This window comes from Nitrosomonas sp. Nm34 (assembly GCF_900113925.1).
Taxonomy (GTDB): domain Bacteria; phylum Pseudomonadota; class Gammaproteobacteria; order Burkholderiales; family Nitrosomonadaceae; genus Nitrosomonas.
This window is the reverse complement of the sequence record NZ_FORD01000025.1, coordinates 1-26996: the sequence shown is the minus strand read 5'-3', so window position 1 is coordinate 26996 and position 26996 is coordinate 1. Positions and strand designations below refer to the sequence as shown.

At 40.1% G+C, this 26996-nt stretch carries 23 protein-coding genes, 1 tRNA gene and 1 pseudogene; 10 read left to right on the top strand and 15 right to left on the bottom strand.

The window, feature by feature from the left end; genetic code table 11:
• Window positions 1-60 precede the first annotated feature (60 nt).
• Both rho and trxA read right to left on the bottom strand, forming a co-directional pair.
• Window positions 61-1320 carry a transcription termination factor Rho gene (gene rho, locus BM283_RS10770; protein ID WP_046850252.1) on the bottom strand — a complete coding sequence of 420 codons (1260 nt, stop codon included), beginning with the start codon at window positions 1318-1320 and terminating at the stop codon, window positions 61-63.
• 146 nt (window positions 1321-1466) lie between these two features.
• A complete protein-coding gene (gene trxA, locus BM283_RS10765; RefSeq protein WP_090692927.1) occupies window positions 1467-1793 on the bottom strand; it encodes a thioredoxin TrxA in 327 nt (108 codons plus the stop codon).
• A gap of 346 nt (window positions 1794-2139) precedes the next feature.
• Between trxA and mltB the strand changes: the two genes are divergently transcribed.
• Window positions 2140-3156, top strand: a complete 1017-nt coding sequence (mltB, locus tag BM283_RS10760) for a lytic murein transglycosylase B (protein WP_090692924.1) — start codon at window positions 2140-2142, stop codon at window positions 3154-3156.
• A 155-nt stretch (window positions 3157-3311) separates the two neighbouring features.
• Here mltB and BM283_RS10755 read toward each other — a convergent pair whose 3' ends face one another.
• From BM283_RS10755 to ald, 4 genes are all read right to left on the bottom strand, one after another.
• Entirely contained in the window at window positions 3312-4418 is a 1107-nt protein-coding gene (locus tag BM283_RS10755; RefSeq protein WP_090692922.1) for an ABC transporter ATP-binding protein, read from the bottom strand.
• Between the two features lie 3 nt (window positions 4419-4421).
• The gene (locus tag BM283_RS10750) at window positions 4422-5939 is read right to left on the bottom strand and encodes an ABC transporter permease (protein ID WP_090692956.1); all 1518 of its coding nucleotides are present in this window, start codon (window positions 5937-5939) and stop codon (window positions 4422-4424) included.
• A gap of 167 nt (window positions 5940-6106) precedes the next feature.
• Window positions 6107-7123 (bottom strand): Fe(3+) ABC transporter substrate-binding protein, encoded by a 1017-nt coding sequence (locus tag BM283_RS10745; protein WP_090692920.1) that lies wholly within the window; start codon window positions 7121-7123, stop codon window positions 6107-6109.
• A 125-nt stretch (window positions 7124-7248) separates the two neighbouring features.
• Window positions 7249-8370 (bottom strand): alanine dehydrogenase, encoded by a 1122-nt coding sequence (ald, locus tag BM283_RS10740; protein WP_090692918.1) that lies wholly within the window; start codon window positions 8368-8370, stop codon window positions 7249-7251.
• A gap of 1252 nt (window positions 8371-9622) precedes the next feature.
• Here ald and BM283_RS10735 point away from each other — a divergent pair.
• Window positions 9623-10009 carry a hypothetical protein gene (locus BM283_RS10735; RefSeq protein WP_090692914.1) on the top strand — a complete coding sequence of 129 codons (387 nt, stop codon included), beginning with the start codon at window positions 9623-9625 and terminating at the stop codon, window positions 10007-10009.
• A gap of 383 nt (window positions 10010-10392) precedes the next feature.
• On the opposite strand, the gene BM283_RS10730 is transcribed toward BM283_RS10735, so the two are convergent.
• The 4 genes from BM283_RS10730 to queF all read right to left on the bottom strand — a co-directional run bounded on the left by BM283_RS10730 (window position 10393) and on the right by queF (window position 13933).
• Window positions 10393-10653, bottom strand: a complete 261-nt coding sequence (locus BM283_RS10730; protein WP_090692911.1) for a hypothetical protein — start codon at window positions 10651-10653, stop codon at window positions 10393-10395.
• 1056 nt (window positions 10654-11709) lie between these two features.
• Window positions 11710-12060 carry a DMT family protein gene (locus BM283_RS10720; RefSeq protein ID WP_090692954.1) on the bottom strand — a complete coding sequence of 117 codons (351 nt, stop codon included), beginning with the start codon at window positions 12058-12060 and terminating at the stop codon, window positions 11710-11712.
• A gap of 13 nt (window positions 12061-12073) precedes the next feature.
• Window positions 12074-13468 carry a class II fumarate hydratase gene (gene fumC / locus BM283_RS10715; RefSeq protein ID WP_090692906.1) on the bottom strand — a complete coding sequence of 465 codons (1395 nt, stop codon included), beginning with the start codon at window positions 13466-13468 and terminating at the stop codon, window positions 12074-12076.
• Between the two features lie 42 nt (window positions 13469-13510).
• The gene (gene queF / locus BM283_RS10710) at window positions 13511-13933 is read right to left on the bottom strand and encodes a preQ(1) synthase (RefSeq protein WP_090692903.1); all 423 of its coding nucleotides are present in this window, start codon (window positions 13931-13933) and stop codon (window positions 13511-13513) included.
• A gap of 31 nt (window positions 13934-13964) precedes the next feature.
• On the opposite strand from queF, the gene smc reads away from it, so the two are divergent.
• The 4 genes and pseudogenes from smc (at window position 13965) to BM283_RS19995 (ending at window position 20242) form a co-directional block, all read left to right on the top strand.
• A complete protein-coding gene (gene smc / locus BM283_RS10705; RefSeq protein ID WP_254776327.1) occupies window positions 13965-17573 on the top strand; it encodes a chromosome segregation protein SMC in 3609 nt (1202 codons plus the stop codon).
• 89 nt (window positions 17574-17662) lie between these two features.
• Window positions 17663-18808 (top strand): cell division protein ZipA C-terminal FtsZ-binding domain-containing protein, encoded by a 1146-nt coding sequence (locus tag BM283_RS10700; protein ID WP_090692900.1) that lies wholly within the window; start codon window positions 17663-17665, stop codon window positions 18806-18808.
• 240 nt (window positions 18809-19048) lie between these two features.
• Window positions 19049-20038, top strand: a pseudogene (gene lpxK, locus BM283_RS10695) (tetraacyldisaccharide 4'-kinase); the annotation flags it as partial.
• Window positions 20039-20062: 24 nt separating this feature from the next.
• Entirely contained in the window at window positions 20063-20242 is a 180-nt protein-coding gene (locus tag BM283_RS19995; RefSeq protein WP_235264573.1) for a Trm112 family protein, read from the top strand.
• 58 nt (window positions 20243-20300) lie between these two features.
• Here the strand turns inward: BM283_RS19995 and BM283_RS20570 are convergent, their stop codons facing one another.
• Window positions 20301-20735, bottom strand: coding sequence for a protein YgfX (locus tag BM283_RS20570; RefSeq protein ID WP_368086429.1), 435 nt, complete (start codon window positions 20733-20735; stop codon window positions 20301-20303).
• A gap of 43 nt (window positions 20736-20778) precedes the next feature.
• Here BM283_RS20570 and BM283_RS10690 point away from each other — a divergent pair, with 43 nt between their 5' ends.
• Entirely contained in the window at window positions 20779-21828 is a 1050-nt protein-coding gene (locus BM283_RS10690) for a CAF17-like 4Fe-4S cluster assembly/insertion protein YgfZ (RefSeq protein WP_090692895.1), read from the top strand.
• A gap of 385 nt (window positions 21829-22213) precedes the next feature.
• On the opposite strand, the gene BM283_RS10685 is transcribed toward BM283_RS10690, so the two are convergent.
• Both BM283_RS10685 and queD read right to left on the bottom strand, forming a co-directional pair.
• Complete coding sequence (locus BM283_RS10685) at window positions 22214-22978, bottom strand: TatD family hydrolase (protein ID WP_090692893.1); 765 nt, start codon at window positions 22976-22978, stop codon at window positions 22214-22216.
• Between the two features lie 12 nt (window positions 22979-22990).
• On the bottom strand, window positions 22991-23458 hold the full coding sequence (queD, locus tag BM283_RS10680) for a 6-carboxytetrahydropterin synthase QueD (protein WP_090692890.1): 468 nt from the start codon (window positions 23456-23458) through the stop codon (window positions 22991-22993).
• A gap of 67 nt (window positions 23459-23525) precedes the next feature.
• Between queD and BM283_RS10675 the strand changes: the two genes are divergently transcribed.
• Entirely contained in the window at window positions 23526-24329 is an 804-nt protein-coding gene (locus BM283_RS10675) for a radical SAM protein (protein ID WP_090692887.1), read from the top strand.
• 65 nt (window positions 24330-24394) lie between these two features.
• Here the strand turns inward: BM283_RS10675 and BM283_RS10670 are convergent, their stop codons facing one another.
• Window positions 24395-24679: a helix-turn-helix domain-containing protein gene (locus BM283_RS10670; RefSeq protein ID WP_046851711.1), complete on the bottom strand. Its 285-nt coding sequence runs from the start codon at window positions 24677-24679 to the stop codon at window positions 24395-24397.
• Window positions 24680-25580: 901 nt separating this feature from the next.
• Here BM283_RS10670 and BM283_RS10665 point away from each other — a divergent pair.
• Together BM283_RS10665 and BM283_RS10660 are read left to right on the top strand one after the other, a co-directional pair.
• Window positions 25581-25672, top strand: a tRNA-Ser gene (locus BM283_RS10665).
• Between the two features lie 204 nt (window positions 25673-25876).
• Window positions 25877-26416, top strand: coding sequence for a hypothetical protein (locus BM283_RS10660; protein WP_139225252.1), 540 nt, complete (start codon window positions 25877-25879; stop codon window positions 26414-26416).
• 187 nt (window positions 26417-26603) lie between these two features.
• On the opposite strand, the gene BM283_RS18850 is transcribed toward BM283_RS10660, so the two are convergent.
• The coding region (locus tag BM283_RS18850) for a hypothetical protein (protein ID WP_175492103.1) at window positions 26604-26996 on the bottom strand (393 nt) is incomplete at its 5' end.

The window sequence follows — 26996 nt, the reverse complement described above, 5'->3', positions numbered from 1 at the left end:
GTTTCTTTCAATATCAATGCCATCGTAAAACAAACTTAAAGATGTAGTAACAAAAATAATTTATACACGCCGCATTGAATCAAAAAAATCAGCATTACCTTTTGTAGCTTTAATCTTATCAAGTAGAAATGACATTGCGTCCATCTCATCCATTGGATAAAGTAGTTTTCGCAATATCCATATCTTCTGTAAGATATCCTGTGGAAGCAACAGCTCTTCTCGGCGAGTACCCGAACGGTTAACATTAATGGCAGGATAAATACGTTTCTCTGCCATACGCCGATCAAGATGAATTTCCATGTTGCCAGTACCTTTAAACTCTTCGTAAATGACATCATCCATACGTGAGCCCGTATCTACAAGAGCGGTAGCAATAATGGTAAGAGAACCTCCTTCTTCTATATTCCGTGCAGCACCAAAGAAGCGTTTTGGGCGCTGCAACGCATTGGCATCCACCCCCCCTGTTAATACTTTGCCGGAAGCAGGTGCAACCGTATTATATGCGCGAGCTAAACGAGTGATAGAATCAAGTAATATCACCACATCTTTTTTATGCTCCACGAGGCGTTTAGCTTTCTCTATGACCATATCGGCTACCTGCACATGCCGCATGGCAGATTCATCAAAAGTAGATGAAATCACTTCGCCTCTGACTGAGCGAATCATTTCTGTCACCTCTTCAGGCCGCTCATCAATTAATAACACCATTAAGATGACATCAGGATGATTAGCTGCTATTGAATGCGCAATATGCTGCAACATCACTGTTTTTCCCGATTTTGGACTTGCAACTAATAAGCCCCGCTGTCCCTTCCCTATGGGAGCAATCAGATCAATAATCCGGCCTGTAATGTTTTCCTCAGATTTAATATCACGTTCTAATACCAAGCGTTCGGTAGGAAACAATGGTGTCAAATTTTCAAACAGAATTTTTCGTTTGGAATTTTCTGGCGGCTCATTATTGACCTTGTCAACTTTGACTAAGGCAAAATACCGCTCTCCATCCTTCGGGGGACGAATCTCCCCATCGACTGAATCACCGGTATGCAAATTAAAGCGCCTAATTTGACTAGGTGAGATATAAATATCATCCGGTCCTGCCAGATAGGAAGTGTCAGGTGAGCGTAAAAACCCAAAACCGTCCTGCAAAATTTCCAGTGTTCCTTCTCCAAAGATACTTTCATTTTTACGTGCCTGATTTTTTAGTAACGCAAAAATCAGATCCTGCTTTCGCAAACGATTGGCTCCCTCAATTTCATTGGCAACAGCCATTTTTATCAATTCGGAAACATGAAGACTTTTAAGATCAGATAAACGCATGAAGAAACTCGTAAAAAATGATTGGGATAGAAAATGAAGCTAAAATGATCAGGAAGAGGAGTAACGCCAATAGGAAAAGTCAAGTTTGAAGCAATACTCTTTCAGCTAAAGCTTATAGAGTGCTTTTATTAGGTAAGTCTAAGATTTTATAGATGACTATCAATGAATGCTGTCAATTGAGACTTTGAAAGAGCACCCACCTTGGTCGCTTCAATATTACCATTTTTGAATAACATAAGGGTAGGGATGCCACGAATTCCATATTTTGGAGGAGTCGCTTGATTTTCATCAATATTAAGTTTTGCAACTTTAAGTCTACCACTATACTCACTCGCAACTTCATCAAGAATCGGGGCAATCATTTTGCATGGTCCACACCATTCTGCCCAATAATCAACCAGCACTGGCGTGGTTGATTGTAGTACTTCCGCTTCAAAAGTGGCATCTGTAATATAATGAACATGTTGGCTCATGAAATCCTCATTCAAATTTTATTTTCAAGTTAATATTGATCAATAGTGCAATACACTAATGAATAGATCTGTCATGCATGACAGCCAATCGAATCAAAGCTGAAATAGAAATGCGCAAGCTTGTGATTGTTATACTATAGAAAATTCCGGCAAATGGGAAGTGTTGTCATACATTACAATTAAACTTCTACAAAGCCTACGTAAGACTAACAATACTTAAGAAGCTGACATTAAATCATAAACTGGCGGTTAGCCCCAGTTTTATTAATGAAGTTTATTTTACATACAAAAAGATGAAACAGAATCTAATTATATATTTAACTATTCCAACAAGAGGCGAATAATCATGCATTTAATCAAGCGTAATTATATCCGTCAAATATTGAGCATGCTTATTTATTTGTTCTTGATTTTCTGGAGTATGGCGCTTATTGCATCTCCTTTACGTCAGGAAATAAGACAGTTTATTGATGAAATGGTTGCCCAACATGGATTCAATCAATCCAAACTTGAAGATATATTTAATAGGGTGCAATTCCAGCCAACTATCATTGATTTGATTTCAGTACCCGCTTCCTCCATACCTTGGAATAAATATCGCGACCGTTTTATCAATCCCCAGCGCATAAAAAGCGGCGTCAATTTCTGGAATGAACATGCACAGAAATTGGAGCAAGCAAGTCAAGTATTTGGCGTTCCTGCGGAAATTATTGTTGCCATCATTGGCGTTGAAACTGCCTATGGTACAACGACAGGTAAACATCGCGTTATAGACGCATTGACTACTTTAGCATTCGATTTTCCAAGACGCGCTGATTTTTTTAAAAGTGAGTTGGAACAATACCTGTTACTGGCACAGGAGCAAAACTTCGATTTATTCAGTATCAGAGGTTCTTACGCAGGAGCCATTGGTTTTCCCCAATTTATGCCGGGAAGTTATAGGCGTTATGCCATAGATTTTGACGGTGATGGAAAAACTGACTTAGCAAGCAATGCTACTGATGCAATTGGCAGTGTCGCCAACTATCTCAAGGAATATGGGTGGGAAGCAGGAGGACCCACCATCGCACGCGCACACATACCTATTGGCAGCAATCATTATCAAGAAATTTTGCTTGCAGGCATTGAGCCTATTCATCCAGTAAAAAAACTTCGTGCCGCCAATATTATCCCATTGGAGAAAACAGGCGATGAAAGATTAGCAGCACTTATTGAATTAAAGGATGATGATACGCTTCAATATTGGCTTGGTTTTCAGAATTTCTACGTCATTACACGATATAATCGCAGTACTTTTTACGCAATGTCAGTGCTGCAGCTTGCTGAAGCAATCCGTGCCGCACGAAATTCAAGCCTGCGATAAACTAGTCACTTAGCTATGAATAGGTAATTTCAAGATGGCTTGTGCGCCAGGCTAGTATATTCAGCTGCCGAGATGATTTTCAGAAGTTAATTTAATTCTCGGCTAATCAATGTATTTTATTGCTACCTATAAGCTTTAACCGTGACCTATCCTAATTAGGGATGAAATGTGCGCGATTCTTGAACATCTATATAATTTTCTTTTTTAAAAACCACAAGATGATCAGCTTCTAACCTGATACCGATTTTCTCACCAATCGCATGATTATGGTGACTCGAAATGAGCGATAATAGAGTCTTGCCACTGGCTAATTTTAACGTATAAAGAATCTCGGCACCTCGAAATGCTTTATGGGTAACCATGACTTGTAAAGTACTTTGTTGATCGTACACAATATCGTCTGGTCGAATTAATACCTCTACTTCACTTCCGGCATGATAAATCGCACCATCTAATTGGTACTGATAATAAATATCTTCCGTTAAAATCCCTAGTTCTATTTCAATCTTTCCGGGGGAAAGCACTTTCCCGGGGAGAAAAATACCTTGCCCGATAAAATTGGCGACAAAACGATTGGCAGGGCGATGATATAAATTATAGGCTGTATCCCATTGCATAATTTTGCCTTGGTGCATGACGCCAATTACATCTGCCACAGAGAAAGCTTCGTCTTGATTATGCGTTACGAGAATAGCAGTAATATGCAGACTCTTTAGAATATCGCGTATTTCTAAACTTAAACGCTCCCGCAAGCTGACATCCAGATTAGAAAAAGGTTCATCTAGCAATAATAGATCAGGATGAGGCGCCAGCGCTCGGGCTAAGGCGACACGTTGTTGCTGCCCGCCGGAAAGCTCATGAGGATACTTGTTAGCCTCTTCTGCAAGACCAACAATTTGTAGCATCTCAGCTACACGTTGCATACGATCAGTCGGATGACTGCGGTGCAATCCAAACCCTACATTTGCGGCTACTGTCAGATGAGGAAACAAGGCATAATCCTGAAATACCATACCCACATGTCTTTGCTCGGGTGGAAGACTAAAGTTAGCACGACTCACCACCATGCCGTTAAGTAATATTTCACCTCCCATCAATGGTTCAAAACCTGCAATACAGCGTAATACAGTGGTTTTCCCACAACCGCTAGGTCCTAGCAAGCACCCGATCTCTCCTTTTCTTAAATCAAATGATAAATGACTAATGGTTGTCTGCTTACCATAAGCGTGTTGAATTTGATCTAATTTCAGTAAGGTATCCACAAGCTACTTGTCTGTTTGTCGCATCAATAAAATAATAGGAACCAATCCCGCCAAAACTAATGTCACAGCAGGTAATGCAGCCTGCTGCCATTCACCCTCTGAAGTCAATGAAAAAATACGTACAGCTAATGTATCCCAGCCAAAGGGACGAGTCATCAAAGTAATGGGCATTTCCTTCATGACATCTACGAACACCAACGCAGCAGCGGTGAATATTCCGGTTTTCAACATGGGTAAATGAACACTTCGAAGCACAGCCCAACCGGTTAAACCAAAACCCATCGCTGCTTCATCTATACTGCGCGTGATACGTTGCATAGCACTGTCTATGGGATAGTGAGCAACAGCAAGAAAGCGTGTCATGTAAGCTATCAACATGACGCCGACTGTGCCTTGAATCAATAAACCAGCTTCAATTTGAAACAGGGCTAATAGCCATTCATTTAACTGATCATCTAACCAGGCAAGGGGAATAAAAATACCTACTGCTAATACGGCACCTGGCAGAGCATAACCTATCGTTGCAATACGGACTGCGATTCGAGTGAACGTATTGGAATAAAGGCGAACTGCATAAACTAATAATATGGCAACAAAACAGGTAATCAGTGTGGCCATGGCTGATAACAGAAGTGAATGCAAGAGAAACTCTAGATAACGTTGATCAAAGCTCTGCATTAAAGAATGCGCAGCCCAGCCACCCAATTGCACGATGGGCAGCACAAACGCAAAAAATAAAACACTTGCAGCAAAGCAGATAGCCGTACTCGCTTTCCAACCTGAAAGCAGGATACGATCAGCGTGTGAACTTCTCTTTGTTTCAGCAAAACGCATTCGTGCTCGAAATTGTTGTTCAATAATAATGAGTGCAAAAACCAGGGTGATCAGTAACGATGCGAGCTGAGAAGCCGCAGGTAAGGAAAACATGCCAAACCATGCTTTATAAATCGCCGTGGTAAATGTATCGTAATTAAACACAGAAACGGTCCCGAAATCTGCAAGCGTTTCCATGAGCGTCAGCATAATACCGCCTGCAATCCATGGGCGAGCCATTGGCAGCGCCACTTTGAAAAATCCTTGTTTACGGTTAAGGCCCAGCGACTGAGCCACCTCCAGCAAACGCTTTCCTTGCGTTAGAAAGGCATTGCGTGCCATTAAATAGACATAGGGATAGAATGCCAGAATCATAACAACTGTTACCCCCCCTCTTCCGTATAAATCAGGAAACCAGGGTAACTCTGATCCCAGCCAAGTACGTAAAGCTGTCTGAATAGGACCGGTATAATCAAACAGACCGAGCACAATAAATGCAGTCACATAGGCTGGAATGGCTAATGGCAGCAACAAAGCCCAGGAAAAGAACCTGCTGCCCGGAAACTCATAAATTGCGGTAAGCCACGCAAGGCTGACACCCAACAATGACGTCCCAACCACCACTCCCACTGAGAGCCAGAATGTGTTGATTAATAAGGTAGAAAGCGCAGTATCAACAAGATGCTTCCAGACATCGTCCGCTGGCATGAGAAATGAAGAAAAAACAACAACGACAGGTATAAATATCAGTGCTGCAACAAGAAACGGAATTAGCCGCCAAAAACTTGCTTTGCGGTTTAACAAGGGGCGGCTAATTTCCGGATTCTTATTTTCTACTGCAGCATATTTTTCACTATTCACATGTACCTACTAGATTATCGATAACCCGCACGATCCATTAATTTTATTGCTGCTGTTTGCAACTCCCCTGCTTTGGCTAAGCTCATTGGGTTTTGTTTAAACTCTCCCCAGGCTGCCACTATTTTACTGGGCTTAACCTCAGGATTAACAGGATATTCCATATTGACGTCAGCAAACAAATTTTGCGCTTTCTCTGAAGATAAAAATTCCAGCAATTTGATGGCTGCATGCTCATTCTTGCTGAATTGAGTAACGCCGGCTCCTGAAATATTAACGTGCACACCACTATTTTTTTGATTGGGCCAGAAAATAGCTAAAGGTAAATCAGGATTGCTTTCTATCAATCTGCCATAATAATAAGTATTAACCAGAGCCACATCGCATCGTCCTGCTGCTACAAATTCAAGCGTTCTCGTATCATCAGACAAAGGCTCAGTTGCAAGGTTATCGACCCAACCTTTCACAATTCTTTCAGTTTCAGCCTCCCCATGCTCGGCAATCATCATTGCAACAAGCGATTGATTGTAAACTTTTTTTGAGGTGCGCAAGCATAATCTTCCCTTCCATTTCGGATCTGCCAGATCCTCATAGGTAGAAAGCTCTGACGGCTTTATTTTTTGCGTATTGTAGACGATAGTGCGAGCCCGCACCGAGAGACCAAACCACTGCCCTTGCGGATCTCGTAAATGAGCAGGAATATTTGCTTCCAGTATAGAAGAAGAAACAGATTTTAATAGTCCCGCTCGTGCGGCTTCCCATAAATTCCCTGCATCTGCAGTAATGAGAACATCGGCCGGAGTTCTCTTTCCTTCAGCTTTAAGTCTGGCCAATAAAGCACCTTCCTTGTCTGTCGTAAATTTAACCTGAATGCCTGTTTCTCTGGTAAAAGCATCGAACATCGGTTTGATAAGTTCTTCAATTCTTGCTGAATACACTACGACCTGCTCTGCCTGGGCTACATTGATTACCAGCAGGGAAACAAAACAGCATGTAATGACAAAAAAACGTTTAATGGAAAATAGTTTGCACATTTATTTAAATATGAAGCATAAGAATGTCAGAAAGGAAAATCATAGCTTACAAAGTTTTCAACGATTATACTATGAATAAGAATTGTTATCAGTTGTACCTTCTCAGAAAGTAATGCTCATTCTCATCAAGAAGATGCCGTATTAATTGCTTGCAATGGCGGCGTATATTTCAGCCCAAATGCCTCCGCTACAGCGGGGTGTGTCACGAAACCGCGATGGAGATTGAGCCCATGGAGCAACGTGCGGTTATGACGTACAGCATCTAACCCCTCATTTGCCAGGCGCACTACATAAGCTGCCGTCTGATTATTGAGTGCAAAGGTACTTGTGCGAGGAACAGCCCCTGGCATGTTAGTAACGCAATAATGCAAGATACCATCCAATTCATAAACCGGATCACTATGAGTAGTAGGGTGAGTGGTCTCCACGCATCCCCCCTGATCAACTGCCACATCAACAATAACGGATCCTCGGCGCATATGTAACAACATCTCTTTTGTCACCAGCCAAGGTGCTCGTCCACCTGGAATGAGTACTGCACCAATAACAAGGTCAGCTTGATAAACGATTTCTTTAATATTGAATCTGTCACTCATACGCGTCAGTAATTGCCCATGAAAAATATCATCCAGGTATTTCAACCGCGTATGATTCACGTCCAGTACAGTTACCTGAGCACCCATTCCAACCGCAACTCTGGCTGCATTAGCACCTACAATGCCTGCTCCCAGAATGGCCACATTGGCAGGAGCTACGCCAGGAACCCCCCCCATCAGGATGCCACGGCCACCTAATGTTTTAAGCAAGTAAGTCGCACCTATTTGTATTGCCATTCTTCCAGCTACTTCACTCATGGGTGCCAACAAAGGTAACTCACCTGATTCAGTTTGCACAGTTTCATAGGCCATACCGGTCGTTCCTGCAGCCAGCATTGTATCAGTCAGGACTTTATTCGAAGCCAGATGCAGATAAGTAAAAAGAATTAAATCTTGACGCAGATAGCGATATTCCTGCTCAATTGGTTCTTTTACCTTCACCACCATCTGGGCAGACCAAACATCCTCGGCATAAGGAACAATATCAGCGCCAGCCGACTGGTAATCTCCATCAGTAAAGAAACTCCCCTCCCCTGCTCCGGCTTGTACCCGAACCTGATGCCCGTGTTCTATTAACGTGTGTACGGTACCGGGCGACATCCCGACTCGATATTCATTATCTTTAATTTCCTTGGGTAATCCAATGATCATCAATTGCTTCCTAGTTTTTGTTAATTAGAATGGCTCTTTTACTCTTTTTTTATCCTCATTCATAGCATCATCTATCTGATAGACTACTGTGGCATTTTAAAAAATTCTGATTTATCGGGATTATTGAACAAATCTAATTCAAAATACCTCATATGTAATAACTTTTTACTTTTTTTCGCTGAAATAAATATAACCCAACAGTTTTTATTCAAAGACTAATTTCACTTTTTTTGCTTAACTCAGATTTTCCATTAGAAGCAATTAAGGAGTTAAGGAGTAAATATTGGGCTGAATCTAACAGGAAGATCAAATGTTTTGGACTTATCCCAAAGACGATTGCTCTATTCACGCTGTTGCATGACAACTCCAGGTTAATCATCTTTTTCGGCCCTCATAGGTTATAGTTAATATAGCCAATTTTGGCAAAGAGCACATAACGCAGCGTTTCAGGGTGTGTTAGACATCGGATTTGCCTGACACGCTATTACTTCGTAGTACTGCCTGATGAAACAAACTCATCAAATTACAGGCTGGCATGAATGTCAGCAAAGTAGCTTCAGTGACTTAGAAATCCCTGGCATTAAAACTTTTATTTTTTGCCGAATACCTATCACCTGGCTTGGTTTTCCCGAACTTGACGCCTGATAATTAAAAGCGATCAGCTCTATGCCATCATTCAGTGCCCACCAGTTTGTTTCTTCTACCAGCGCTCCTGACAATGTCTAATTGAGACGCAAGGCCATGCTAGGCAGATCTAAACCATCCAGAAACGCACGATCACTCAAATCACTCTCCGCTCGAAACAATAAGATACGCTACCAGCCGGCTTATCCAAACCTGTCACCCAAAAAACTGATGCATTTTTAATACCATGGCTGTTAGCCGGTCTTGGCCATGAATTGCTACCATGTGAATATCTGCAGTAATGCCATCAAAAGATGATGAGAATAACAACGCCCGTACTTATTTGATAGCCGGGCTAGCGGCTTACACCTTTCACGAGAAAAAGCCCCCCCTAATATTTCATTTTCAGCTGTGGTGTGATAATTTTTATGCCGAACTCACGTTAACTCATACATTCCATAGGGTTTTCCGTCTGATTTCTTTAAAGCGTGAATACGTTTTATATTAAAACCTAATATTTTCATACTTTCCCCTGATAATTAATATCCTTGATTGACTTATGGAGATATGAAAAGTATGATTAATTAACAATTAAATGTATCAATTTTGATACATAAAGGAGGAAGATATGAGGGAACTAAAAGATTACATTGAAATTGGCGTAGAGAAAGCAGGAACTCAAATAGAATTGGCTAAGAGAATAGGTATTTTGGATGTAAATTTGAGAATGGCTAAAGCTGGAAAAAGAGGTCTTCCAGTAGATGTTTGTATATTACTAGCAGATTACGTAAAAGTAGATAGATTAGAAGTCATCGCGGCAAGTAATCTGGTTACAGAAAAAGATGAAAGAAGAAGGAGAATTTTTGAAAGCTGTTTCAAAAAATCCAACAGCGCGGCAGCAAGTATAACAATGGCTCTACTTGTCACAATGATTTTAATATTGGCACCAACAAAGCACGCCGATGCTGGATGTCAAATACCAGTAAGTGACACTTTATATATTATGCGCAATTAGATCATAAAGTAAAGGGGTTAGAAGGAAAGCGATTTATCTGACCTATTTTTAGGTAGGCTGTTTAGGCCTTTATCTGCGAAACGGTTTTACGGGCTAACCAAATGACGATACAAGAAGCACAGTTCTTCACAATCAACGCCTGATTCATCCAGGCGTTTTTTAATATATAGCCAAATCAGTTAATAATGATTTAAAGAATATTCTCATTGTCTTACCGGACACAAATGGAAGCAGACCAAAGCATTGTGTAAACAACAAAACAAAAAAACTATCGATATATTCTTCAAATTCTAAACCTTATGAATCATTATTAACTGGTTAGGCCATATCTCTGTAAATACCAAACCCCCCACGTCAAGGCAAAATCAAGAGAGCTTCATAAATTAATTGATTTTTTGCTTTTGGCTAACATCATGAATAAATCCTGCACTATCCCATGCAATCTCACCATCTGTGGGATTGATGCCATATTCTTTTAATAATTGCTTAAATAAGGAATGTTGAAAAGGATCAGCAAAAGCTGGAATTAAAAAAGGTTGACCATCGAGTTCATAAACAATCAAAGCCAGCTCTGACCCATCGGATAAAGGAATAACAATCGCTTCCTTAAATTTATACTGCCCCATAGATTTATATTGATCCATAGAATGTCGCTTCTCTTACGGCCTTTCAAGGTTCTTCAATCTCAATTTGAAATTTTCGAAAACCATCAATCGTATCAATAATAAAAACATAAAAATTCGAATAATTTCAAAGCCATTCAATAAAAATATCATTAATATTCTCCAAAATAGCGATAAAAAATACAACTAATAAGGAAATAAATCATGACGGATAAACAAATAACAATCAAGTAACTGTGGTTATTGTTTTAGAATAAAAGCATTAAAGTTATGTAATTGGATTGAAGTTGAAGTTGAAAACAGATGCGAAAAAAAAGATGCGATACTAGAAAATAGATAAGGCTGCAATAAAAACTCATGCAGTTTTAAGTTTGAAGTGCAACTTTTATAAAGCGACAAGAGGAAAGCTGAGATAGGATCCGAGGTTCTTGAATGGTCAAATAAAAGGAGTACAGTTGAAGCACTATCAGCAGCTCACCCGAGAACAACATAATCAGATTTAGGGGTTACGAAAAACGGGTTTAAGCAAGCGAGATAGCGAATCAAGCTGATGCTGAACAAATCTGTGATCTTGCGCGAACTCAGGTGCAATAAAGAGCAACACAATTAGCATCTGAAGCAGGCGCAGGAACCGAGAAATAAACGCGTGAGGCAGAAAGCCAAAGCCAGGCGATCTGGCTGGGAAGATCGGAATAATTCCATTTCTCAAAACTGACTTTTTCCACTTCACCTTGCTATATTATTGATACTTTCTGCGGCTCACCTTCGCGTCATGTTTGATTTAGAAATGGAATAAGGTAGGCAGGATGATTTAGCAGATATGCATCCTGAACAGGGATCAGCCCGACTTGAACTGAAAGGTGAATTGTCTTTATGTCATGAAACCATCCATCAGCACCTCTGCGCAGCCAAACTGGCAGGAGGTGGGTAGTGAAAACCTATGTACTGCCGGAAACCGCGATGCAAGGCAAGCACTCTGCGAAGCAGCACGCTTGTAGGTCATTGGGAAGATAATGGCCTAATCGGCAAATATAATCAGCGGGTACTGGCCACCCTGAACCTGAGAAAACTTATTGTTTATGAGATTTTATCTCTAAACATAAAATACGCTGCCCCTATCATGCAAAGACCCGCCCATAAATAATCCAATTTGAGTGGTTCTTTTAAATAAAAAACAGCGAAAGGTATAAAAATACTTAATGTGATGACTTCTTGAATGATCTTAAGTTGTCCAACGCTAAACACTGTATAGCCGATTCGATTTGCAGGAACTTGAAACATATATTCGAGAGAAGCTACTAGCCAGCTTATTATAGCCGCAACAAACCAAGGTGCAGAATTCAATTCCTTGAGATGTGCGTACCAGGCAAACGTCATAAAAACGTTACTTATGACAAGCAAAGAGATACTAATCAATATTGGATTCATCGTACTAAGCATGCTATCTAATTTTTCCTACCATCTTTTCGGGGTTAACCCATGCATCAAATTCTTCTGCAGTAATATAACCTAAAGAAAGTGCCGCCTCTTTTAACGAGGTTTCTTCACGATAGGCTTTTTTAGCAATTTCTGCAGCTTTATCATAACCAATGTAAGGGTTTAAGGCTGTCACGAGCATTAAGGAATGTTGCATCAACATATTAATACGTTCAATATTGGCTGTAATGCCTACTGCACAGTGATCGTTGAAACTCGTCATTCCATCGGCGAGCAAGCGCACACTTTGCAGAAAATTATGGATGATCAATGGCTTCATCACATTAAGCTCAAAATTACCCATTGCCCCCCCCATATTAATAGCGACGTCATTGCCCATTACCTGGCAGCAAAGCATGGTCATAGCTTCTGATTGAGTAGGATTAACTTTACCAGGCATGATTGAGCTGCCGGGCTCATTTTCCGGGATTTTGATTTCGCCAATTCCGCAGCGGGGACCCGAAGCCAGCCAGCGAATATCATTAGCAATTTTTATTAAAGATGCAGCCAGTGTTTTTAATGCACCATGAGCATGAACGAGCGCATCATTTGCAGCAAGCGCTTCAAATTTGTTCGGAGCGGTGACAAAAGGAAAATTCGTTAACCTGGCAATTTCAGACGCGACACGTACAGCAAACTCAGGATGTGTATTCAATCCGGTTCCGACAGCGGTTCCACCCAAAGCCAATTCATATAAATGAGGTAGCGATGCCTCAATGTGCTTGAGCCCATGATCCAACTGTGAAACATACCCAGAAAATTCCTGGCCTAGCGTTAAAGGAGTGGCATCTTGTAAATGAGTTCTGCCTATCTTGACAATAGAGTTGAATTCTTGAGATTTAGTAAATAAGGTTTGGTGTAACGTCCGAATAGCCGGAATTAATTGATTATGAATGAGCTGAACTGCAGCCACATGCATTGCCGTGGGGAATACGTCATTGGAAGATTGTGCTTTATTCACATCGTCATTGGGATGAACTTTCCGTTGGCTGCCACGCCCTCCGCCCAATAATTCAGAAGCACGATTTGCCAATACTTCATTTATATTCATATTGGTTTGCGTGCCGGAGCCCGTTTGCCAGACAGCGAGTGGAAATTCTGTTTCATGTTGTCCAGCCATCACTTCATCAGCCGCTGCAATAATGGCATTGGCAACAGCGTCATCAAGCAAACCCAGTTGGCAATTGACCTGGGCTGCTGCGCGTTTGATCAATGCCAGAGCGTGGATCAGCGTGGTCGGCATTTTCTCGTTGGAAATCCTGAAATTGTGTAAAGACCGTTGTGTCTGCGCACCCCATAACACATGGGCAGGAACTTGGATGGCACCCATAGCATCACGTTCTTCTCTGAAATCATCCATTACAGCTACCTATTTTATTAATTTAAGTAACATACTCGACGGCTAATCACCCCGTGTATTTGATTGTTCCTCGAACGCTTCAAGGAAAACAGCAGGTTCCGGCTTCCAACCCTTCTTGCGGTGTTCTGCAATGACATTCGTAAAAATTCCACCTCGCACAAAAAATTTTGCTATAAGCCGCATATATCTCGGCTTTAGAACCACCACCAAGTCATCAAGGATTTGGTTAGTCACTGCTTCATGGAATGCTCCCTCATCACGGTAAGACCAAATATAGAGCTTAAGACTTTTCAATTCGACACACTTTTTATCAGGAATATAATCCAGAATAAGTCTGGCAAAATCGGGTTGTCCTGTTTTAGGGCATAAACAGGTAAATTCTGGTATTTCCATATGAATCCGGTAATCTCTGGCAATAAATGGATTATCGAACGTTTCTAGCTTTTTTGAGGGCTTACTCGCCATGCGATAGGTCTCTTCAATTCGGTTGGTTAAGGTGAAATCAGTTAAAATAGCTTTCGAAGTGATTCTTAAACCGAATTATACCAATTTTATTATTATTCAATTGCGTCTATCCCAAATCAAACTCGCTGGCTTCAAGTCTTTTGTAGAACCCACCACCATTTTTATTCCGGGTAATCTGGTGGGTATTGTTGGACCCAATGGTTGCGGAAAATCCAATGTTATCGATGCGGTTCGTTGGGTATTAGGTGAATCCAGGGCGACGGCTTTGCGTGGAGAGTCAATACAGGACGTTATCTTCAGTGGATCAATTAGCCGAAAGCCTGTTGGGCGAGCCAGTGTCGAGCTCATTTTTGATAATAAACTTGGAAAAGTAGCCAGCCGATGGACAGCTTATAGCGAGATTTCTATCAAGCGCGTCATCCAACGCGATAGTGAATCGAATTATTACATCAATAATACCCACGTGCGTCGTCGAGATATTACCGATATTTTTCTCGGCACAGGAGTAAGTGGGCGCGGTTATGCCATCATTGAACAAGGCATGATTTCGCGGATTATCGATGCCAAGCCTATGGAGTTGCGTGTATTTCTTGAAGAAGCCGCCGGTATTTCACGCTATCGTGAGCGGCGACATGAAACAGAACTGCGGTTGATTGATACACGCGGCAATCTCATGCGTGTAGAAGACATTCTTCAAGAACTGGGGAAACAATTACAGCATTTAGAGAAACAGGCGGAGATCGCCCAGAAATTTGGTGCATTACAAAAACAATTAAACACTACTTGTCATATTTTATGGTTATTTCAAAAACAGGAAGCGATTGCAAAACGCATTCATGCAGAGGAACAAATTCAACAATTTGAGCATGAGCTGGCAAATGAAGTCACCAGCCTGCACGAACTAGACAAGCAGCTTGAAGAGATACGAGCGCAGCAACACACGGTAAGTGAACAACAACATGAAATGCAAGGAGAGTTATACGCCATCAATGCTGAGATTGCGCGCATGGAGCAAAAATTGCAGCATACACGGGAGAACAGAGAATATTTTGTCAAACAAATCTCTACAGTCGAAATACAACTAGAAAACAATCAGTATCAAATGCAAGAGGCATGTGAGCATCTTAATCACTGGCATAGCGAAATTGAGCAAGCAAGATTGGCTTGTATCACGAGCAGCCAAAATTACCACTCAGAGAATGAGAAATTGCCGGAGCTAGAATCAGTTTTTCGCATGAGCCAAGATCAATTATTTACTGTGCAGAAAAATTTGTTACTTGCCCAGCAAACAGAAAAACTGCATCAGAGCCACCTTGCTCATGCCGATAAAGCCATCCAACAATTAAGCTCACGCCATGAGCGTTTGATCCAGGAGCAGAATTCGCAACCGCAAATTGATAAAACAGAGCTTACTAATTTAACAGAAGAAAAAAATCAGATCATAGCTCATTTGCAAGAACAACAAGATGCTTTGGCTGAAGCAGAAAATCAGTTAAAAATAACAGAATATACTCGAAAAGAAGCTTTGCAGAATGTCCAATCTGTCCAACAGAAACTGACTCAACTTCAAGCCCACCATGCCGCTTTACAGCAAATTCAACGTCGACTTGAAAATAATAAAGCATTAGATAAATGGATATCTCAGCTTCAATTAGATTTATTACCGCGCTTATGGCAATACATCCAAATAGAAAAAGGATGGGAAAATGCGTTAGAAGCTGTTTTGCGTGAGCGGATCAATGCTGCAGGCGTTGAGCAGCTCGAAATAGCGTTAAATTGGAAGAATAATCCGCCTCCAGGAAAATGGTCCATCTTTGAAGTGACTCCTATCAAAGATCGCGCTACAAGCGATCATCTACGGCATGAAAAAAAACAATGGAAACCTCTTAGCACCTATTTAAATTATGCACAGGCGACTATTCAGCCCATGGTGGAATCATGGCTAAGCGGCATATTTACCATTAACGATATTGAAACAGGTCTCATCCAGCAAAAACAACTTCTTCCAGGCGAAATGTTGGTGACTCCTGAAGGTCATGTGTTTACTTGTGGCAGCTTAAGCTATTACGCGGCCGATTCGCAATTACATGGAGTATTAGCACGGCAACGTGAAATAGCCCAGATTGAGATTGAAATCGATACACTTAAGAAAGAGCTAACGCATGCCCACTCCACATTGACTGAAGCAGAAGGGAGGTGTGATGAACTTGAAGTCACCATATCGGAACTAGGAAGCGAGGTAACGCAACTAAAGCAGCAGGAACACGCGTTGCAGCTTCAAATCATACAGCTTTCACAGCTTATAGAACGTGTTTCCCAACGATACCATCAAATTGAAGATGAGTTAATCGAAATTTCCCATCAAATATCCATTGAATACACGCAAAAGCAAGAAGCAGAAATAGAATTGGTTGAGGGTAAAACACAAATAGTTAATCTGGAAGAGCAACTACAGCAAATCAAGTTAACGGGTGAAGTTGCCGAGCAAACTCTAAATGAACATCGGTTATTAATACAAAATTTGGCAGATAAAATGCGTGAAACTATTTTTCATGAAAAGAATTGCCAGCATAAAATTGAGCAATTAGAAAACGATGTTCAAGCAATCAGCAAAAACATTGCTAACTTAACAGAAAACCTGGATAAATTGCATCATGCACAAGCAGATTTGGATGATGGGCCCCTTCAAACTCAGCTTAATGAATGGTTAGCAAAGAAAATAGATCATGAACAGATTTTAACCTCAGTTCGTCATGACCTGGAAAATACAACCGAGGCGCTACGTGAAACGGAACAAGCGCGGCTTAAATCGGAGCAAAAATCGTATCAACTCCGAGAATCTATCAATCAGATACGATTCAAGGAGCAGGAAGCGCGTTTAACAGAAAATCAATTTAACGAGAAACTTTTAGAGGCTGGTGCTAAAGAAGATGAATTGCGGCCGTTATTGAACAATGTGCAGCCTTCTCGATTAAAAGCAGAAATTAATCGAATTAATACTGAAATTACAGCACTTGGCGCGGTTAATCTTGCTGCATTGGAGGAATTAGAAGCATCACAAGCACGTAAAATATATCTTGATGAACAAGCCACTGATTTGAAAGAAGCAGTCATCACTTTAGAAAATGCCATTCGACAAATTGACCGCGAAACACGTGAGCGCCTCATGCAAACCTTTGATAAAGTAAATACGCATTTAGGCGAATTATTCACAGCCATATTTGGTGGAGGTCGAGCAAGGCTGGTTTTAAGCGGTGAAGAAATCCTCGATGCCGGAATGCAGCTCACTGCACAGCCTCCTGGTAAAAAAAATAACTCAATTCATTTACTCTCGGGTGGGGAAAAGGCGCTTACCGCTTTAGCACTCGTATTTTCATTATTCCAACTTAATCCTGCACCCTTTTGTTTGCTTGATGAAGTGGATGCGCCTTTAGATGACAATAATTCAATACGTTTTTGTGATCTTGTAAAACGGATGTCGAGAGAAACTCAATTCTTATTCATCAGTCACAGCAAAACTACGATACAAATGGCAGAACAACTCATTGGTGTTACCATGCAAGAACAAGGGGTTTCACGTATAGTTACGGTAGATCTCGATCAGGCCATAAACTCAAACAAAGAAATAGGTGTCGTCTAAAACTTATTTAAAGACGATAAGGGATTATAATTATAATGATTGAAATTAAAATATTGGCTTATTAAACATGAATATGAGCGACTTTGAGTATGAGTGACTTACAAATCATCCTAATCATTATCGGTATAATTATTATTGGCGCTGTAGCTCTGTTTAACTGGTTACAGCAAATGCGTTATCGGCGTAACGTCAAACGCTCATTTGAGCATGAGCATGAAGACGCATTATTGAAAATGGGCAAAACCGGTTGGGAGAATGAACGTATCGAACCTAAATTCAGTACTGACTCCACTCAAGAATTGCAAACTGCATCTAATTCCACAAAAGAAAAAGTAAGTTTAGAACCCAAAGCACGTTTAGAACCTGAAGAGCTGTCTATTGATGAGCCACTAGAAGAGCATAAATCGGTTAATTTTGACAGCACCATCAACTATATCACGAGTATTCGGGCTAACAAGCTGATCTCTAACGACAAACTAGCTGAGTTATTACAGCAGAAATTTGACTTTGGAAAACCTGTCCATTGGTATGGACTGAGTCAAGATGGTCAAACCTGGGAAGAAATTACGATTGAATCACTTCATACGAAAGGTGGCTATATCTATTTAAATGGCTGTTTACAGCTGGTTGATCGAGCAGGTCCGGTGAGTGAAGTTAATTTATCTCGATTCCGTGATATGGTCGAAGATTTTGCCTTACAAGTAAATGCAGTCGCTGATTGCCCGGATATTTCGAATGCCTATATAAGAGCAGTATCACTCGACAAATTTTGTGCAGAAGTCGATATAGTGATGGGTATTAATATTATCAGCAAAGATGGCGGTGCTTTCGTTGGAACAAAAATACGCGCCTTGGCTGAGTCAGCTGGCTTTAGGCTTGAATCTGAGGGTGCATTCAGATATCGAGATGAAAACAATGCTGTATTGTTTTCTCTGGGTAACTATGAAGCAACGCCCTTCTTGCCGGCCAATATGCGTACCCTGACCACACATGGGATTACTTTTTTGTTTGATGTACCAAGGGTAGCCAATGGCGAGAAAGTATTTGATCAAATGGCTCATCTTGCTGGACTTTTTTCTTCTACCTTAAATGGCATCATGGTAGATGATAATCGCGTACCACTAAGTGATAACGGTCTCAGGAGGAGTAGAGAACAACTTATAAATATTCAAGCGACCATGGCAGCGCATCATATTCCTGCTGGTAGTGACACAGCATTAAAATTATTTATTTGACCAACGACTACCTCCCGGATTCATTAATTGATTACTCGAAAGCGCGGACTATTTCCGCAACTGAAGAATACGAGATAAAAGGTAATAAAGAATATTTAATTTATATCAGTAGTTTTCTTCCAGTGAGATACCATAATGAGCGAAATGATTAGCTTGCTAAAGCATGTGTAGTATGTATAAGAAAATCAGAAATAATTCTCTAATTGAAAGTTAATCCTTATATAAAGAAATATACCATCAATGAATTGGTCTGAACTATATTGGCATCGAATTACACCTCTTCATATCATTCTTTGGCCATTTAGTTTATTTTTTAGACTGTTCTTAGCATTTAAGCGATTATTATATCGGCTTGGTATATTGCATTCGGTTAAGACATCTGTACCCATAATTGTTATTGACAGTATTACTGTTAATGATGCCGGCAAGACATCTCTCGTCATCTGGTTAATTCATCTATTAAAAGCATTCGGATTACACCCTGGCATCATTAGTCGCGGCTATTCCGAAAATTACGGCTCTCCCCTTGCCGTTACGCTCTCAAGTAAACCTGGTATTGTAGGAAATAAATCGTTGCTGATGGCTTATCTAAGTAAGAGTATTTGCCCAATATGGATTGGTCATGATCGCGTAAAGGTTGCGCAAGCCCTACTTGCCGCCCATCCTGAATGCAATGTGCTCATCTGTGATGATGGTTTACAGGATCTGCGATTGCAGCGGGACTTCGAGATTGTTGTACTTGATCAGAGTAAACTGAGTTTCGGTAATGGTTTAATTTTGCCGGCCGGGCCTTTACGTGATAGCTTATCCTATCTAAATAAAGTAGACGCAGTAGTAATGAATGAAAAAAGCAGCCGGTTATCCATATATAATGTCGGAAATGAGATTAAAACATTTCATATGAGGCCGGCAAATGAATATTTCATTAATTTGCTTAACCCGGATGTTCATTCCGAAATTTCTACATTTAAGGGAAAATATATTCATGTTATTTCGGATATCAATCATTCTCATGATTTCCTGGAGCAACTAAGCTATCTGAAATTAAATGTAAAATCTCATTCAGTTATCAACAATGACCCATTTTTTAAAAAAAATTTACAGATTCCTGATGCTGAAATTATTCTTTTGAGAGAAGAGGATGCTGTAAAATGTTTGGATCAAGCCAATGAAAGATTTTGGGTATTGCATGAAGAAATAACAATAAATATTGGACTACGAGAAATTATTTTAAAAAAATTAAGAGAAAAATTTATGGACCCAAAACTTTTAGATATCCTGGTATGTCCATTGTGTAAAGGCCCTTTAATTTACAAGAAAAATGAAAAAGAATTAATCTGTAAACCAGACCGCTTAGCTTTTCCAATCAGAGACGGGATCCCAGTCATGTTAGAAGAAGAAGCGCGCAAACTCCCGGCAGAAGAAGAAATTTAGCTTTCTTAATTTTTAAAATTAAAAATAATTTTTTTCTGCTTTAATTAAAGCAGTTAATTTATTTCCTTCTCCATTTCCATTTTAACCATATCCGTAATTGTCGGAATTTATCCATATCGATACTGTCTGGAAAAATGACGATATTACGAGAAAAAAACGAATAGGGAGATTTCATACACAATACAGTCAAATAGGGTGTGACGAAAGTATCGCTCTTAATGGTAAATGTAATATGCTCATTAGATTGAGTTTGGGCTATGCAAGTCAATCCATCCTCTGAAAAATGTAAAGTTACAATTGATCGAACTGAAAGAAGCAACGCATGACAGCGCAAGTACAAGCATAAGCTTATAGCGAGTAACATACTTCCTATTAATTTAATAAATATCGACCAATCCATCTTCCATAAAATACAAGCAACCGCAAAATGTGCCATGCATAACAATAAGGTATATTGTCTTGATGATTTAAGATAAATAGTTAATGCTGGCATAAATAAAAATAATTAATCGTTTTCTCTGATCAGATAAATCCCTATGAATCCTGTTTGGCAGACTTTTTTACAAGAACACCATGCTACTATTGAAAAAGGTCAGGTGATACATTTCAAAGAAGATGATGCTATCGCACTCAAAAATACTCAAACTGATACTGTTCTGGTTGATCTCTCTCATTTTGGCCTAATTCATTTCTCAGGAGAAGAAGCATTAACTTTCTTACAAGGACAATTAACCTGCGATTTGAGGAAAGTCAATCATCAGATTGCGCAACACGGTAGCTATTGCACCCCTAAAGGTCGCATACTGGCAAATTTTATAATTTGGTCACAAGCAGATCACAATGGATATTTCATGCAATTACCATCCACTTTGCTTGAAACTGTTTCTAAACGCCTGTCAATATATATACTGCGCGCAAAGGTGCGATTAAGCAACAGCAGCGATTCTTTGATACGTATTGGTATCGCAGGAAATAAAGCGAAGTCGTTAATTAAAGAAGTATTCCACCACACAGCCCTCCCCATGTTACCGCTTGGAATAGTCCATGCTGCGCAAGGAAGTATTTTATGCCGAGATATTAATCGCTATGAAATTATCACAACGCTAGATCACGCAGTCATGATATGGCCACAATTAGCTTTACAGGCATTACCAGTTGGCGCTATCTGCTGGGATTGGCTGGAAGTTAGAGCTGGCATCCCAGTTATTTTACCCATAACCCAGGAACAATTTATCCCTCAAATGGTGAATCTGGATATTACGGGAGGGCTTAGTTTCCAGAAAGGTTGCTATCCAGGACAGGAAATTATTGCAAGAACACAGTATCTTGGTAAATTAAAGCGCCGCATGTATCTGGCCAATATTGCTTCATCCCAACCAGTCATGGCTGGCGATCAGTTATTCAGCGCTGAACTGTCAGAACAATCATGCGGTATGATAGTTAATGCAGCCCCTTCCCCTGAAGAAGGTTTTGATGCCCTTGCTGTCATTCAAACCAATAGTGTTGAATCAGGTAAAATATTTTGGAAGAATTTAGAAGGTCCAGTATTACAGATTCTCTCTCTGCCTTATCTTTTACCTCAATAAAGAGCGCCTTTGAAAATTCAGAGTTCTAAACAAGACAAAGCTAGATATACTCCGCGCGGCCACAGATGCGGAAAATAGAAATGCGAAAAACTCTTATAATTTAAGGCCTTCAATATCTTTAAAATCCGCAATTGTTACCGCGCTGAGTATAGAACAAAAAATGTTGCCGCAGCATATAACTGATATGTAAGGAAGCATTTTTTGTGAACAACGAAGTATTGTGACGAGACGGGATAAGCAGGCAATCCACGAAACGGATGCTCGCAAATATGAATTTTTAGAATGCCATAAGGTTAAGTGCCAGAATTGCATCGATAGACAGGGACCTCTTGATCACATAAAGAATACAGTAACTGGCTGCTATTTATTCAGAAAGCTTCCGATCTTAAGCAATCTTAAATAAGTTGAAAAAATTATGGGTGGTGATGGCCGCGATTTCCGTCAAGCTCACCTCCCGCAACTTAGCAATCTCCTCAGCGATATAGCGTACAAAAGCAGGCTGATTGGTCTTTCCACGGTAGGGGACTGGAGCAAGATAAGGAGAATCAGTTTCAATCAGCATGCGCTCAAGAGGAATTTTTCGAGCGACGTCTTTAACAAGCGTAGCATTTTTAAAAGTAATAATGCCGGAAAACGAAATATAAAAATTCATTTCAATTGCCTGCTGGGCAACTTCCCAGCTTTCGGTGAAGCAATGCATCACTCCCCCTGTCCTATCTGCCCCTTCTTCAGCCATGATACGTAGCGTATCAGCCGCCGCCTCTCGGGTATGAATGATAAGGGGTTTATTGCATTGTCTGGCAGCTCGAATATGTTGACGGAAGCGTTCCCTTTGCCATTCGAGATCTCCTTTAAGGCGAAAATAGTCAAGTCCCGTTTCTCCAATCGCAACAACTTTAGGATGATGAGCAAGATTCGCTAATTGTGGAGCATCCGGTTCGATTAAGTTTTCATAATCAGGGTGTACCCCCACGGAGGCAAAAAGATTGTCATGTGATTCCGCCAAAGCTCGCACACGAGGGAAATCTTCTAAATTAACGCTAACACATAATGCGTGGGTAACATTATTTTGTTGCATATTGCCAAGAATCTGATCAAGATTATTGGCAATATCAGGAAAATCGAGGTGGCAGTGGGAATCAATAAACATGTTTACAAATTATTATGAATTATTGGTATGATTAATAATTTCTCTTCTTGCATCCGCCCAGCAATTAGGAGTTTCATACAATCGAACCTGTTCCAATGCGAGCCGATTTCCATAAGTATCTTGAAATGCCAGATCTAATATATGAAAAGCCTTAATTGCCAGGTTTTCTGCCGTTGGTTGCGCATCTATAATAACTGTTTTATGATCTTTCAGTGATTGCAAAAACTCAACTACAAGAGTATCGCCGGCATATGCGAGAAAAGCATGATCCCATTTATCAACCAGGACCTCTTTCGCTATACGTTTAATTTCAGAGAAATCCATAACCATGCCTTGTTCTGCCACGCCCTCGTCAGAAATAATATTACCTGATAAAGTAATTTCTATCACATAACGATGGCCGTGCAAATGACGGCACTGACTGTTATGAGTGGAAATACGATGGCCAGCATCAAATTCTAATCTTCGCGTAATCAACATTTGATGGATTATACCATTGCAGCCTAAACTATTAAGCGTTTCAGATCATAGCCGAGATAGCATTAGCATGACCTATGTTTATCCTGTTATCTCGCGTCGAGCTTCTGGCGTATCAATCGGAATCAATCTGAATCCTAATAATGCCTGTAATTGGCGATGTATCTATTGCCAAGTACCCAATCTCAAACGCGGTTCTGCTCCAGTAATTGATTTAGTCAAGCTGGAACAAGAATTGCGCTCTTTTCTTCATGAATTGCTTTATGGGCGCTTTATGCTGGATAAGGTGCCACAACAAGCCAGGCGTATCAATGATATCGCCTTGTCAGGGAATGGAGAACCCACGAGTGTAAAAGAGTTTGAGCAGGTAATCAGCTTGATTGAGCGTGTTAAACACGATTTTCCCTTACCAGAAGAACTCAAATTAGTTCTGATTACCAATGGCAGTTTGATTGATCGAGCTCATGTCCAGCGAGGACTTAGCCATATGGCGAAGCTAAATGGTGAGATCTGGTTCAAGTTAGATAGCGTGACGCAAGAAGGCAGAATGCGTATTAATAATACCCGCATGAGCCTAAAGAAAATGCATGCCAACCTAAAAATAGCCGCCTCCTTATGCCCTACCTGGCTGCAAACGTGTGTGCTTGAAATAGATGGAAAACCTCCTGCTGAGAGAGAAATCAAAGCTTATCTGGAATTCATCAATAAGTTAAAACAAGAAGGGATATCATTACAGGGAATATTGCTGTATGGATTAGCGCGTCCCTCTCTGCAACCTGAGGCATCCCGGCTCTCTAAAGTGTCGGCGGCATGGATAGCATCATTTGCCGCAAAAATTAAAACACTTGGGCTTGCGGTAAAGATTCATCCATAGTCTTAATCCATAAACCAGTCATCAGCACACAAATTGACTGATTTACTCAAAGAGAATTTCTGGAATTATTTCAATTTTGCTGATTTTTTCAAGCTTTTATACAGATCAGGGTACTGTGCTTTTAGCATTGCAGCCACAATCAGATCGTCTCGTTTGATTTTAGTCAAATCAATCCGGTCAATATGGACCAATCGCACCAATTCCCTGACAGCTTTAGGTATCTCTCGTCCACTCTCGTAACGTGAACCGCCACTTTGGGTTACCCCTACCTTATTCCAGAATTCTTGTTGATTAAGACCAAGCTTCTGCCGAATTTCCCTTGGGTTAGGTATTTTTTTAAATAGTTTCATTCTATTTTTCTCGAATGTCATAAAGTTCACAAAAAAATAGACTAGAAGATCTATTTTTCGTTCCCATATCACTTAAAAAATCCTCCTAATAATGAAAAGATGCAAAAATTCCCCAGTCTAGATATGCATATGTCGAGCACTCTCTGTATTACTAATCTATTAAGAACAAGAAGCTAGAATGCAATTAATTCGTATATTTAGAGGCCCTGACTAAAAATATACAAATTTACTTTTAAAAGAAAGCAGTGTTGAACCAATGCTTAAGCGCAATGTTTTTAGATAAATTATGCAGAAACCCTTGCATTTGATTTGAACTCAAACTTATTTAAGTTCGATCAATTTTGATTAAACCGCATATTATTATAAATAACAATATTATAAAATAATATATTATGAGGTATATATTTTAAATGATTATGAGAAATACTTTTTGAGTAGATTCTAATTAATCTCATTTGGGACTAATTCTCTGCAGCTTATTGTATAAGAGACATGCATGATTAATGATTATGTATTACTATAAGATATGAGCCATAATTACTGATATAACAATCTATGTTTTCAGGTAAAGTATCGTCTGGAAGTATTTAGTGTAATAGGAAGAAGGATAAAGTTCTAACAAGCTATTGAGTGATCTAGCATTAGGCCACGGCGTTAGAAACACGCTCAAAATATTCATCTTTATCAGGTTTAAACCCTGCCTCTTCTTTCACCTGTTTTTGCCTGTCATTGATTACCTCGACTAGGCTTTTCACAATCCGCTAAAGAATCTTTCTCAGTTACTCTGGTAAATTATCTATAATTCTTAGAAACAATCAGTACAAAGGTTGCTCCAAAGTATGAACTAGTTTATCCTTGGCACCCTATTATTTTAAGTTAAACATCATTTTTGAAGCAAATGGGAGAAGTGACCGAGTGGTTTAAGGTGCACGCCTGGAAAGCGTGTGTACGGTTATCACCGTACCGCGGGTTCGAATCCCGCCTTCTCCGCCATTGTATCTTTATAAATCAATAAGTTATCTTGTTTAGGTTGACCGTATTTAGTCATATTTGGTCATGTTTTGGCATAGCTTGGTCAACATTTTAGTCAACATTCTCCAAGGTGGAAACCTAAAAAATAACAATTTTGTTCATGTTGTTCTAATATTTTATGCAGAAATGATTGAAGCTATGTAATTACTAACCAGGAGAATTATATTGACTACGATACCATCACATTGCTCTTCTTGTGGGGCCATTTTCCCATCGAGAATGATATCGATTTCTGGAAACATCCAAGGTCTTAAATTAAGAAATAATTCAGAGACCTGTCCATACTGCGGAGGTATAGCATTTGTTGCCGACGGAATCTTTGATATAGCAAATGATGTAATTTCAGTTATTAATGCCCCATCTTTTACTAAAGAGATGCTTCAGAAATTGGGTGGGGCAGTGGTTGATGCTTATAGAAACCCAGAAAAAACTGATGAACTAATAAAGTTTACTGAGAGCATTGACCCAAATGTAGCCAAAACAGTTAAACATCTTGCCTCAAGCCACAAACTTATTGGTTTGTTCTTGCTGGCATGGGCGATTAAGTCATGCGATATGAGTGTGAATGTGAATGTATCGCTTGATGCTAATCAGCTTATCGAACAGATGAAAAGCGAACCACCACAATCTGTCGATATTGAATCATATCGACCACATGAAAGTAACCCACCACAGCCAGCTGATATTAAAACTTATAAAATTTAATTCCCCTAACATTCTATTTAGCCGACTATTCGATAGCGTCTCCTCATCGCGACACCGCCCGTTGTCAGCTCAAGTTTAAGCTACTACTTATTAATCAACCACCTCAAACCTAGCCCTGCATCTCTCAGTTAAATCCCAGGCATATATCTTCAATTTCTCAAAGTCCTGCCACACCTGATCTAATCCGTTACTCGGTTAAGCTCAAGCCAATCTCTTCATAGGCTGATGTAAATACATGCACTGGCTCCTCAAATCCTGATCCGTTTTCCTCCGGACGTATGCCCAGATCAGGAAGTCTTACGATACGCCCCCACTCATGCTGTTCTATTAACTTATCCCCTATTTCGACAAAAACCACTTTCAGTTTTTTGCCTAATCTTTCTCGTACTTCATTCGCCAGATCATGATGAGGCACAAAGCCATTAAGCTCGCGATTTGTTGCGATACCTTTGTAACTGGCTCCAAATCCTTTTCCGCTGCCGTTTAGTACGGCAACGGGATTGGATACATTTTTTACCGCATCAAAGAATCTTTTGAAAAGATATGTGTATTTTTGATTTATATTTTCTATATCTTCGTC

Bases quoted from the DNA above. Each gene is read 5' to 3' on its own strand.
- rho (WP_046850252.1), bottom strand. From the start codon at position 1,320: ATGCGTTTATCTGATCTTAAAAGTCTTCATGTTTCCGAATTGATAAAA.
- trxA (WP_090692927.1), bottom strand. From the start codon at position 1,793: ATGAGCCAACATGTTCATTATATTACAGATGCCACTTTTGAAGCGGAA.
- mltB (WP_090692924.1), top strand. From the start codon at position 2,140: ATGCATTTAATCAAGCGTAATTATATCCGTCAAATATTGAGCATGCTT.
- BM283_RS10750 (WP_090692956.1), bottom strand. From the start codon at position 5,939: ATGCCAGCGGACGATGTCTGGAAGCATCTTGTTGATACTGCGCTTTCT.
- BM283_RS10745 (WP_090692920.1), bottom strand. From the start codon at position 7,123: ATGTGCAAACTATTTTCCATTAAACGTTTTTTTGTCATTACATGCTGT.
- ald (WP_090692918.1), bottom strand. From the start codon at position 8,370: ATGATCATTGGATTACCCAAGGAAATTAAAGATAATGAATATCGAGTC.
- BM283_RS10735 (WP_090692914.1), top strand. From the start codon at position 9,623: ATGAGGGAACTAAAAGATTACATTGAAATTGGCGTAGAGAAAGCAGGA.
- BM283_RS10730 (WP_090692911.1), bottom strand. From the start codon at position 10,653: ATGGATCAATATAAATCTATGGGGCAGTATAAATTTAAGGAAGCGATT.
- BM283_RS10720 (WP_090692954.1), bottom strand. From the start codon at position 12,060: ATGAATCCAATATTGATTAGTATCTCTTTGCTTGTCATAAGTAACGTT.
- fumC (WP_090692906.1), bottom strand. From the start codon at position 13,468: ATGGATGATTTCAGAGAAGAACGTGATGCTATGGGTGCCATCCAAGTT.
- queF (WP_090692903.1), bottom strand. From the start codon at position 13,933: ATGGCGAGTAAGCCCTCAAAAAAGCTAGAAACGTTCGATAATCCATTT.
- BM283_RS10700 (WP_090692900.1), top strand. From the start codon at position 17,663: ATGAGTGACTTACAAATCATCCTAATCATTATCGGTATAATTATTATT.
- BM283_RS19995 (WP_235264573.1), top strand. From the start codon at position 20,063: ATGGACCCAAAACTTTTAGATATCCTGGTATGTCCATTGTGTAAAGGC.
- BM283_RS20570 (WP_368086429.1), bottom strand. From the start codon at position 20,735: ATGCCAGCATTAACTATTTATCTTAAATCATCAAGACAATATACCTTA.
- BM283_RS10690 (WP_090692895.1), top strand. From the start codon at position 20,779: ATGAATCCTGTTTGGCAGACTTTTTTACAAGAACACCATGCTACTATT.
- BM283_RS10685 (WP_090692893.1), bottom strand. From the start codon at position 22,978: ATGTTTATTGATTCCCACTGCCACCTCGATTTTCCTGATATTGCCAAT.
- queD (WP_090692890.1), bottom strand. From the start codon at position 23,458: ATGTTGATTACGCGAAGATTAGAATTTGATGCTGGCCATCGTATTTCC.
- BM283_RS10675 (WP_090692887.1), top strand. From the start codon at position 23,526: ATGACCTATGTTTATCCTGTTATCTCGCGTCGAGCTTCTGGCGTATCA.
- BM283_RS10670 (WP_046851711.1), bottom strand. From the start codon at position 24,679: ATGAAACTATTTAAAAAAATACCTAACCCAAGGGAAATTCGGCAGAAG.